General features: G+C 68.9%; 11 protein-coding genes. 8 read left to right on the forward strand and 3 right to left on the reverse strand.

Features of this window, described 5'->3' with window-relative positions; genetic code table 11:
• Positions 1-5 precede the first annotated feature (5 nt).
• Genes sufC through ACFWXQ_RS47915 form a run of 4 tightly spaced genes read left to right on the forward strand, consistent with a single transcriptional unit; the run spans position 6 to position 2,835 of the window.
• Positions 6-770 carry a Fe-S cluster assembly ATPase SufC gene (gene sufC / locus ACFWXQ_RS47900; protein WP_383949907.1) on the forward strand — a complete coding sequence of 255 codons (765 nt, stop codon included), beginning with the start codon at positions 6-8 and terminating at the stop codon, positions 768-770.
• The gene (locus ACFWXQ_RS47905; protein ID WP_383949910.1) at positions 767-2,023 is read left to right on the forward strand and encodes a cysteine desulfurase; all 1,257 of its coding nucleotides are present in this window, start codon (positions 767-769) and stop codon (positions 2,021-2,023) included. Before sufC ends, ACFWXQ_RS47905 begins: the two co-directional genes overlap by 4 nt.
• 15 nt (positions 2,024-2,038) lie before the next feature.
• Positions 2,039-2,506: a Fe-S cluster assembly sulfur transfer protein SufU gene (gene sufU / locus ACFWXQ_RS47910; protein ID WP_383949912.1), complete on the forward strand. Its 468-nt coding sequence runs from the start codon at positions 2,039-2,041 to the stop codon at positions 2,504-2,506.
• Positions 2,503-2,835: a metal-sulfur cluster assembly factor gene (locus ACFWXQ_RS47915; RefSeq protein WP_055610947.1), complete on the forward strand. Its 333-nt coding sequence runs from the start codon at positions 2,503-2,505 to the stop codon at positions 2,833-2,835. Before sufU ends, ACFWXQ_RS47915 begins: the two co-directional genes overlap by 4 nt.
• 115 nt (positions 2,836-2,950) lie before the next feature.
• On the opposite strand, the gene ACFWXQ_RS47920 is transcribed toward ACFWXQ_RS47915, so the two are convergent.
• Entirely contained in the window at positions 2,951-3,829 is an 879-nt protein-coding gene (locus tag ACFWXQ_RS47920; RefSeq protein WP_383949914.1) for an AbfB domain-containing protein, read from the reverse strand.
• A gap of 391 nt (positions 3,830-4,220) precedes the next feature.
• Positions 4,221-5,972, reverse strand: a complete 1,752-nt coding sequence (locus tag ACFWXQ_RS47925) for a hypothetical protein (protein ID WP_383956129.1) — start codon at positions 5,970-5,972, stop codon at positions 4,221-4,223.
• 160 nt (positions 5,973-6,132) lie between these two features.
• Between ACFWXQ_RS47925 and ACFWXQ_RS47930 the strand changes: the two genes are divergently transcribed.
• The 3 genes from ACFWXQ_RS47930 to ACFWXQ_RS47940 all read left to right on the forward strand — a co-directional run bounded on the left by ACFWXQ_RS47930 (position 6,133) and on the right by ACFWXQ_RS47940 (position 7,473).
• Positions 6,133-6,498: a VOC family protein gene (locus ACFWXQ_RS47930; RefSeq protein WP_383956132.1), complete on the forward strand. Its 366-nt coding sequence runs from the start codon at positions 6,133-6,135 to the stop codon at positions 6,496-6,498.
• A 65-nt stretch (positions 6,499-6,563) separates the two neighbouring features.
• Positions 6,564-6,884, forward strand: a complete 321-nt coding sequence (locus ACFWXQ_RS47935) for a DMT family transporter (RefSeq protein WP_383956135.1) — start codon at positions 6,564-6,566, stop codon at positions 6,882-6,884.
• Between the two features lie 52 nt (positions 6,885-6,936).
• The gene (locus ACFWXQ_RS47940) at positions 6,937-7,473 is read left to right on the forward strand and encodes a TetR/AcrR family transcriptional regulator (RefSeq protein ID WP_383956138.1); all 537 of its coding nucleotides are present in this window, start codon (positions 6,937-6,939) and stop codon (positions 7,471-7,473) included.
• A gap of 98 nt (positions 7,474-7,571) precedes the next feature.
• Here ACFWXQ_RS47940 and ACFWXQ_RS47945 read toward each other — a convergent pair whose 3' ends face one another.
• Positions 7,572-8,801, reverse strand: coding sequence for an RNA-guided endonuclease InsQ/TnpB family protein (locus ACFWXQ_RS47945; protein ID WP_383956141.1), 1,230 nt, complete (start codon positions 8,799-8,801; stop codon positions 7,572-7,574).
• A gap of 306 nt (positions 8,802-9,107) precedes the next feature.
• Here ACFWXQ_RS47945 and dapD point away from each other — a divergent pair, with 306 nt between their 5' ends.
• Positions 9,108-10,097 carry a 2,3,4,5-tetrahydropyridine-2,6-dicarboxylate N-succinyltransferase gene (dapD, locus tag ACFWXQ_RS47950; RefSeq protein ID WP_359730420.1) on the forward strand — a complete coding sequence of 330 codons (990 nt, stop codon included), beginning with the start codon at positions 9,108-9,110 and terminating at the stop codon, positions 10,095-10,097.
• Positions 10,098-10,285 lie beyond the last annotated feature (188 nt).

Raw genomic sequence — 10,285 nt, forward strand, 5'->3', positions numbered from 1 at the left:
AACCCATGGCAACGCTTGAAATCCACGACCTGCACGTCACCGTCGAGGCCGACAACGCCACGAAGGAGATCCTCAAGGGCGTCGACCTCACCGTGAAGCAGGGCGAGACCCACGCCATCATGGGCCCGAACGGCTCCGGCAAGTCGACGCTCGCCTACTCGCTCGCGGGTCACCCCAAGTACACGATCACCAGCGGCACCGTCACCCTCGACGGCGAGGACGTCCTGGAGATGTCCGTCGACGAGCGCGCCCGCGCCGGCCTGTTCCTCGCGATGCAGTACCCGGTCGAGGTCCCCGGCGTCTCGGTCTCCAACTTCCTCCGTACGTCCGCCACCGCGATCCGCGGCGAGGCCCCCAAGCTGCGCACCTGGGTGAAGGAGGTCAAGGAGGCCATGGAGCGCCTCAACATGGACCCCACCTTCGCCGAGCGCAACGTGAACGAGGGCTTCTCCGGCGGTGAGAAGAAGCGCCACGAGATCCTTCAGCTGGAGCTCCTCAAGCCGAAGATCGCGATTCTCGACGAGACCGACTCCGGCCTGGACGTCGACGCCCTGCGCGTCGTCTCCGAGGGCGTCAACCGCGTCCGCGAGTCCGGCGAGGTCGGCACGCTGCTGATCACGCACTACACGCGCATCCTGCGCTACATCAAGCCCGACCACGTGCACGTGTTCGCGAACGGCCGCATCGCCGAGTCCGGCGGCGCTGAGCTCGCCGACCAGCTCGAGGCCGAGGGCTACGACAAGTACGTGAAGGGTGGCGCATCCGCGTGACACTGCTGCCGGGCCTCCTCGACACAGAGGCGATCCGCAAGGACTTCCCCATCCTGGACCGCACGGTCCACGACGGTCAGAAGCTCGTGTACCTGGACAACGCGGCGACCTCGCAGAAGCCACGCCAGGTACTGGACGCCCTGAACGAGTACTACGAGCGCTACAACGCCAACGTCCACCGCGGTGTGCATGTGCTCGCGGAGGAGGCCACGGCGCTGTACGAGGGCGCGCGCGACAAGGTCGCCGCGTTCATCAACGCGCCGAGCCGCGACGAGGTGATCTTCACGAAGAACGCCTCCGAGTCGCTCAACCTCGTGGCAAACATGCTCGGCTGGGCGGATGAGCCCTACCGCGTGGACCACGAGACCGAGATCGTCATCACGGAGATGGAGCACCACTCCAACATCGTGCCGTGGCAGCTGCTGGCGCAGCGCACGGGCGCGAAGCTGAAGTGGTTCGGCCTGACCGACGACGGCCGGCTCGACCTGTCCAACATCGACGAGATCATCACCGAGAAGACGAAGATCGTCTCCTTCGTGCTGGTGTCGAACATCCTGGGCACGGTCAACCCGGTCGAGGCGATAGTGCGCCGCGCGCAGGAGGTCGGCGCGCTCGTCTGCATCGACGCCTCGCAGGCCGCCCCGCACATGCCGATGGACGTCCAGGCCCTGCAGGCCGACTTCGTGGCCTTCACCGGCCACAAGATGTGCGGTCCGACCGGCATCGGCGTCCTCTGGGGCCGTCAGGAGCTCCTGGAGGACCTGCCTCCGTTCCTCGGCGGCGGCGAGATGATCGAGACGGTGTCGATGCACTCGTCGACGTACGCTCCCGCCCCGCACAAGTTCGAGGCGGGCACCCCGCCGATCGCGCAGGCGGTCGGCATGGGTGCGGCGGTCGACTATCTCTCCGCGATCGGGATGGACAAGATCCTCGCCCATGAGCACGCGCTCACCGAGTACGCGGTGAAGCGGCTCCTGGAGGTCCCGGACCTGCGGATCATCGGCCCGACGACGGCCGAGGACCGCGGCGCGGCGATCTCGTTCACACTGGGTGACATCCACCCGCACGACGTGGGCCAGGTTCTCGACGAGCAGGGCATCGCGGTGCGCGTGGGTCACCACTGCGCGCGGCCCGTCTGCCTGCGGTACGGAATTCCTGCGACCACACGAGCGTCGTTCTATCTGTACTCCACGCCGACCGAGATCGACGCACTGGTCGACGGCCTGGAGCACGTACGGAACTTCTTCGGCTGAGGAGCTGGCTGAGTCGTGAGGCTTGATTCGATGTACCAGGAAGTCATCCTGGACCACTACAAGCACCCGCACGGGCGCGGTCTTCGAGATGGCGACGCCGAGGTGCACCACGTCAACCCGACGTGCGGCGACGAGATCACGCTGCGCGTGAAGTACGACGGCACGAAGATCAGCGACGTCTCGTACGAGGGCCAGGGCTGCTCCATCAGCCAGGCTTCGGCCTCCGTGCTGAACGAGCTGCTCGTCGGCAAGGACCTGGCGGCGGCGCAGAAGATCCAGGAGACCTTCCTGGAGCTGATGCAGTCCAAGGGCCGTATCGAGCCGGACGACACGATGGAGGAGATCCTCGAGGACGCGGTCGCGTTCGCGGGAGTCTCCAAGTACCCGGCCCGCGTCAAGTGCGCGTTGCTGAGCTGGATGGCCTGGAAGGACGCGACGGCCCAGGCCCTGGGCGAGGCCGACGCCGAAAGGAAGACGGCATGAGCGAGACCATCGAGATGAAACCGGCCTCCGAGGAAGAAGTGCGCGAGGCCCTGTACGACGTCGTCGACCCCGAACTGGGCATCGACGTCGTCAACCTCGGGCTGATCTACGGCATTCACATCGACGACGCGAACATCGCGACGATCGACATGACCCTGACGTCGGCGGCCTGTCCGCTCACCGACGTCATCGAGGACCAGGCCAAGTCCGCCACGGACGGCCTCGTGAACGAGCTCCGCATCAACTGGGTGTGGATGCCGCCGTGGGGCCCCGACAAGATCACGGACGACGGCCGCGACCAGCTTCGCGCGCTGGGCTTCAACGTCTGATTCCGTTTGTACGTGTTGTACGTGTGCGGCCCCCGGCATGGTGCCGGGGGCCGCATTCGTCTGTCGTCCGGGCCGCAGCCGGGCTCGGCCGGCCCCGGGGCTGCCGGGGAGTCGCTCAGCCCAGGCCCTTCACGAGCCTGAACGCCGAGTCCGCCCGGTAGAGGTCGTTGTCCTCACGCCAGTCCAGCTGGACCTGGAAGTTGCGGTGGCGCAGGAAGCGGCCGCGGTTGTTGTACGACTCCAGCATGACGGCGCCGGAGAAGGCCGACGGGCGGGGGCAGAACGTGGCGTCCTGCTTGAAGTACTCGGAGCCGTCGTGGCGGTCGGCGCGGAGACGGAACTGGTAGTGGCGCAGATAGCGGTTGTTGCCCAGCGAGAAGGAGACGCAACTGGAGTCGGCGATGCCGGGGACGAGCTTGAAGGTGGCCTCTTCCCTGCTCCGGGAGGAGTCGTTCCCGTGCCGGGACGAGTCGCGGGAACCCACCTGGTCGAGCCGCACCGAGTCGTGGGCGACGCGCCAGTAGCGGTCGGGGTAGTTGACCGCCTGGACGGACTTCTTCGAGGACTCGGGCTTGGACGCGGGAGGCTTGGCGGAGGCGGACTTGGACGGCCGCGGCTTCGAGTCCGGCTTCGTGCCGCCCTGCTGCTGGGCCTCGGGCGCAGCGGAGCCGTCCGTGCCGGGCTTGGAGGAATCGGGGGCGGCGAGGCCGCTCTTCCCGCTGGGCGCCGTGGCGGGGGGCCGGCTGGGTATGAGCGGCTCGTCCGCCGAGGAGGTGGTGTTCTTGGTCTTCCCCTTCGCCGAGGTGTCCGGGTCGTCGTCGAGCACGACGACGGCTGTGACGGTGGAGGCGAGAACCGCCACGAGGAGTGCTCCCGCAAGCCAGAGCCTGCGGGTTCCGGGTACGCGTGACTCGTCCAGGGTTTCGCCGGTCTCCCACACCTTCGCGGGGCGGGCGGACGGGTCGGGAGCGGACCCGGGGTTTCTTTCAGGCATGCGAGGTTCCCCCAGCGCCGCCGAAGGCGGACGCGGATCGGTCATGTGTGTCGTGGCACAAGAGGAGGCGGAGATCGCGGACACGCGTGACGGCTGTGGCCGGAGGATCCGCGTGCGCGACGAGGGGAACATTAGTAGAACTTGTGGCCGTCGCGTAGCGTTTCTGAGAGCGGTTTCTGCCGGGAACGCCGGGAGTTCGGCGGCCAGTTGACGGTGATCGTCGGGTCCGGCGGCCCGGAGAGAGATAGTTCAAGACTTAAGGATTCGAGATCAGGGCCGTGGGAGGGGCGATCCCGGCGCCCGGGACGGGGAGTTCGGGTTCCGCCTCCGCCGGCTCTCCCGGCGGAGGCGGAAGTTCCTCTCAGGGCCAACCCGTTATGAAAGTGGGCTTCTAACGCGATGCGAAGGCCGACAGGAGGGTGGCGATCCGTTCGCGGGTTCCGCCGTTCTGGAGCGGGGCCGCCGTGAGCACGTCCAGGTGCTGGTAGCCGGGCAGGACCACGGGGTTCTTCTCCGCGGGGATGTGGTCCGCGAGAATCCCGTCGCCCGCGACGAAGGTGATCGTGGGGTTCGCGGTCAGACCGCCGGGGTGCGCCATGTTCCGGGCGATCCGCGGGTCGTCGACCAGGGAGAGGTCGGTGACCAGCTTCGTCGGGAAGTAGTCCTCGGTGAAGTCCAGCGGCTGCTCGGAGAGGCTGCGGGCCAGCTCCCCGATGTCCGAGACCTCCTTGGCGGCCGTCGTGAACGGCGTGCCGTCCGCCGAGCGGTGCACCGGGTCGTCGGGCGCGCCCACCCGGTCGAAGTTCCGCCACGTGTAGAGCGGGCCGGCCGGCTGGTCCGGGATCGCCTTCAGCTCCGTACCGAACAGGGCCGGTGAGCCCTGGACGTCGTTCGAGACCGGGAAGTTCTTGTCGACGAGGCGGCCGCCGTCGAAGAGGCCCACGCTGGTCTGGATGAAGGACAGCGGGGCCGAGTTGTCGTCCATGAAGGCGCCGAGGACCGCCGCGTTGGTGAGCCGGAAGTCGCGGATCGTGGGCCTGCCCGACAGGAAGACGGCCGCGTCCTTGGAGAACATCGTGCGGGACGTCGTCTCGATGTTGGCGTTCGACGGCAGGTCGTCCTGGAGCGTGGACCGGGCATCGGGTGCGGTGCGCGCGGCGAGGCCGCTGATCGCGAGGACGTTCATGATCTCAGGGTTGATCACCGCGGGGAGCGCCAGGAAGCGGGGCAGGACACCGCTGCGCAGACCGGCCTGTACGACGGTGTAGCCGAGGCTCGTCTCCGGGACCGTGCCCTTGGGCAGCAGGCCGCCGTTGAGGGTGCCCGAAGTGCCGTTCAGGTCGTCGAGGTTGGTGGCGATCGTCGTGTCCAGGGCGAAGTAGCCCGCGCACTGGTTGAAGCCCGCGTCCGCGGTCGTCGCGGGGTTCCCGTCGAAGTCCCAGGTGGCGAAGACACCGGTGAGGACACCGCCGAGCGAGTGCCCGCCGCACATCACCTTCTCCTTGCGCAGCTTCTGGTCGGGCAGTTCGGCGGACAGCAGGTCGTACTGGTCACGGACCGTGCGCTCCAGACCGACCTCGGCGAGCCAGCCCGTCTGATCGCTCGTCAGGAATCCCTCGAAGGAGCGTCCGTCGACCTTCTCGCCCTCGTAGTAGTAGCCAACGGCCTTGGCGGTGCTGCCCGTTGAGATCCCGGCGTTGTCCTCAAGGCAGTTGGAGCGCCGGTCCAGGGCCCAGAACTCGATGTGCTCGCCCTTCTCGGCCGCCGCTTTCACCGTGTTGCGGGCCACGCTGTCGAAGGCGCCCGCTCCCTCCAGGATGCCGGGCTGGGCGACCAGGATCCGGTCGGCGTCGGCGGACTTCGACGGTCCCTGGGAGGAGCGGTAGCGCAGATACGACAGCCGGTCGCAGCGCTCCGGGTGACTGCCGACCGAGGCGGGCAGCGGGATCCGTACGGAGACCACGGTCTCGGTGATGCCGGCGACCGGGGAGGCCGAGGCCACCGGGGTCTCGGTGCGGGCGGCCTCGGCGCCGGCCGGTGCTCCGTCCGCCGAGGGCATCGCGGTGAGCGCGGCCGCGCCGAGCGCTCCGGCGGTCAGGGCGCGCAGCCACCGGCCGCGGGGGCGGGGGAATCCTGGGCTCATGGTCTCTCCATCGGGACGACGGCGGGTCCGGGCGCCGAAAGGTAACCACCGGTAACTCCCGTGTGCCATAAGGAAAATGAGCAATCGGGCACGGCAGGTCGCGCACATTCGCACAGTGGCTCGGTGGCGGCGTCCGGTGCGCGGAGGGAGACTTCGGCGTATGGCTGTCTCCTGGTACCAAGTCGTCGTCGACGCCCACGACCTGCCGTCACTGGCCCGCTTCTGGTGTCAGGTCCTCGACTGGCGCGTGCTGTTCGAGGCCGAGGACGAGATCGTCATCGGGGCCGACCCCAGCGCCCTGCCCGGTATCTGCTTCGTACCGGTCGGCGAGCGCAAGACGGGCAAGAACCGGCTGCACATCGACCTCGCGCCCGACGACCGGGACGCCGAGGTCGAGCGGCTCCTCGCGCTCGGGGCCCGACGGGCGGACGTCGGTCAGGGCGAGGACGTCACCTGGGTCGTCCTCGCCGACCCAGAGGGCAACGAGTTCTGTGTGCTGCGGCCGAAGAAGACGCTCCTCGACTGAGGTCGGCCCGACCGGGGCGGCGGAGTTGTGTACAGGCGTACGTATCGATGCGTACACTCGTACACATGGGATACGCGCTGCTCGCCGGAGCCATCGCCGCAGAGGTGGCCGCCACCACAGCCATGAAGTACAGCGACGGCTTCAGCAAGCTGTGGCCCTCGCTGGTGACCACGATCGGTTACGTCGTCGCGTTCGCGCTCCTCGCGCAGACGCTGAAGACCGTCGCGGTCGGCACGGCCTACGCGATCTGGGCGGGGATCGGCACGGCGGCCGTCGCGGGCATCGGGATGATGTTCCTTGGCGAGGGCATGAACACCGCCAAGTTCGCCGGGATCGTGCTGATCATCGGCGGGGTCGTGGTGCTGAACCTGGGCGGGGCGCACTGATGCGGCTCTGTCCGACGGGAGTCTGCTCGCGCCGTCCGACAGGAGCCCGCTGATGGTCCGGCGCTACGACCCCGAGCGGCGGCAGCGGATCATCGACGCGGCGATCCGCGTCGTCGCCGACAAGGGCATCGGCGGGCTCAGCCACCGCTCGGCCGCGGCCGAGGCCGATGTGCCGCTGGGCTCGACGACGTACCACTTCAAGACCCTCGACGAGCTCATGGTCGCCGCGCTGCGCCAGACGAACGAGGGCTTCGCGAAGATCGTCGCCTCGCGGGGCGCGCTGGAGGACACCGGGGCCGATCTGGCCGGTGAACTCGCCGGTCTCCTGGGCGAGTGGCTCGGCGGCGACCGCGCGAGCGTGGAGCTGGAGTACGAGCTCTATCTCGCCGCCCTGCGCCGCCCCGCGCTGCGGCCCGTCGCCGCCGAATGGTGCCAGGACCTCGCCGAGCGCATCGGCTGCCGCACGGACCCGGTCACCGCGCGCGCCCTCGTCGCGGTGATGGACGGGATCTGTCTGCAGGTGCTGGTGACGGGGGCGGAGTACGACGAGGGGTACACGCGCGAGGTGCTGGCCCGGGTGATCCCCTGAATCCCGCTGTCCGTCGAGCGTGAACCTTTCGCGGCGCGGACCTGCGGGGAACAGGGTTGAATCCTCCCCTCCCTGACTTCAAGGAGGGGATTCCTGGCTCAGGCAGCCGTCCGGGGCGGCGCCCCGGACGGTCTTATGCCCTCGACACCAGCCGGGTTGAGACCAGCCCGGACGAGCATCACACGTGCGGAGTTCTTGTCCCGGGGGGACACGGTTCCGCAAGCGGTGCAGGTGTAGGTGCGCTCTCCCAGCGGCAGTGCGTGCTTGGCTCTCGCTCCGCACTGCGCGCAGTCCATCGTGGTGTACGCGGGGTGTACCAGGTGCACGCGGCGTGCGTGCTTGTGGCCCATCTCGATCAGGGCCTGTTTGGTGGCGCCGATGGCGGCGTCGGCGGCCTTCTTGGCCATGGTGGTCCTGGCGAGGAACTTCGGCTTGAAGTCCTCGACAGCGATCCCGTCGTGGTGAGTCACGACGGACTTGGCCCACTTGCGGCCTGTGTCCTGCCGCTGGCGGGCGATCTTCTGGTACGTCTTCGCCCGCCACTTCCTGGCCTCGCGGTAGCCCTTGGAAGCCGCTTGCCCCTTGGCGGGCTTGCGGCGGGCCATCATCCGGTCGTACCGGGTCAGCTTCTCCTTGGCCCTGCGTCCGTGCTGGGCGTGTGGGAGGTCATGGGTGTCGCTGGTGGTGGTCGCGGTCTCCTTCACTCCCCAGTCGATGCCGATCACGCGGCCGGTCTCGGGGAGCGGCTGCAGTTCGGCGGGGACGACGAAGCTGGCGTACCAGTGCCCAAGGCTGTCCTGATACACGCGCACTGATGACGGGTCGGCCGGAAGATCTCGCGACCACACCACCGTCACGACGATGCCGCCGGCCAGGTGCAGCCTGCCGTCCTTGAGGCGGAAGCCGCGCCGGGTGTAGTTCAGCGTCGGCAGCGTCTCGCGTTTCTTCTTCCACTTCGGCATCCCCGCCCGGCGGTGCTGTGGAACCCCTGCGCGGATGTCCTTCTGGGCCTTGGCCTTGGACTTGCCGAAATCCCGGATGAGCTGCTGCTGCGGAACGCTGGAGCCCTTACGCAGCCACGGCGTGCGGGTGCGGGCGTCGGTCAGCATCTTGTCGAGTTGCGCCGGGCCGCAGGTGCGCTTGGCGGCGCCCTCGGGAGGGTTCTTGTTCCAGGCGTGGGCCTGCTTGGACTTGGCCGCGCATTCGTTCCACACCCACCGGCAGCGGTCCCACTCAGCCAGCAGCAGCGTGTGGGCGGTGGACGGCACGCGAAGCCGGAACGTGTACCGGGCATGCCCCGTCCCGTCGGCCCCCGCCTTTTCCGCCACGCCTTCGCTCCCGCCCGAGTTCCGGTCACCCACCCCTTTGCCGGACGACCATACGTACGAGATCCACACACCCGCGCCCCTCTCCAGTCGCGATCACCCCCCTCGGTGAACACGGGCACACGTGTACGCCACACTCGATTCCGCCGGGCAGCCGCAGCGGCGCCGCGCGGCAGGCCACGGCGGTGGTCGACAAGAAGGGCGAGCGGCCCTGACCCGACCCGCCGGACGGGCCCCGGTGCGCCCGGCACCTGAGACGCCGGGCGCACTGGTTGGCACCCGTGGGCCCCGGCCGGTTAGGTTTCCCTCATGACCGACACGACTGCTACTCGCACCACCGGCGCCGTCGCCGCCGGGCTTGCCACGCTCGCCGCCGACGGAACTGTCCTCGACACCTGGTTCCCGGCCCCCGAACTGGCCGCCGAGCCCGGCCCCTCCGGCTCCGAGCGGCTGTCCGCCGAGCGCGCGGTGGAGCTGCTCGGCGAGGGCGCCGTGAAAGCGATCGGCCCGGACGCCCGCCGTGGCGTCGAAGTGGTCGCGGTCCGCACGGTCATCGCCTCGCTCGACGAGAAGCCGGTCGACGCGCACGACGCGTACCTGCGTCTGCACCTGCTCTCGCACCGCCTCGTGAAGCCGCACGGGCAGAGCCTCGACGGACTGTTCGCGCACCTCGCCAACGTCGCCTGGACCTCGCTCGGCCCGGTCGCCGTGGACGACGTGGAGAAGGTCCGGCTGAACGCCCGCGCCGAGGGTCTCCACCTGGCCGTGACGTCCATCGACAAGTTCCCGCGCATGACGGACTACGTGGCGCCGAAGGGTGTCCGCATCGCCGATGCCGACCGGGTTCGCCTCGGCGCGCACCTCGCCGAGGGCACCACGGTCATGCACGAGGGCTTCGTGAACTTCAACGCGGGCACGCTCGGCACGTCCATGGTCGAGGGCCGCATCTCCGCCGGCGTCGTGGTCGGCGACGGCTCGGACATCGGTGGCGGTGCGTCCACCATGGGCACGCTGTCCGGTGGCGGCAATGTCCGCATCACGATCGGTGAGCGGTGTCTGATCGGGGCCGAGGCGGGTGTCGGGATCGCCCTCGGTGACGAGTGTGTCGTCGAGGCCGGGCTTTACGTCACCGCCGGGACGCGGGTCACCATGCCCGACGGGCAGATCGTGAAGGCCCGTGAGCTGTCCGGGGCGTCCAACATTCTGTTCCGGCGGAATTCTGTCACCGGGACGGTGGAGGCGCGGCCGAACAATGCGGTGTGGGGTGGCCTCAATGAGGTCCTCCACAGTCATAACTGAGCCCCGCGGTTGTTTTTGTGAACCTGGCGCCCTCCCACTTGCTGTGGGAGGGCGCCAGGTTGTTCGGGGGGTTCGGATGTCGGGTGCGGGCCGGTGGGGGCTGGTCGCGCAGTTCCCCGCGCCCCTAAAAGATAAAAGCCAGGGGCGCAGCCCCGCTTTTAGGGGCGCGGGGAACTGTGCGCTCAGCC

Source organism: Streptomyces sp. NPDC058697 (assembly GCF_042715345.1).
GTDB lineage: Bacteria > Actinomycetota > Actinomycetes > Streptomycetales > Streptomycetaceae > Streptomyces > Streptomyces liliifuscus.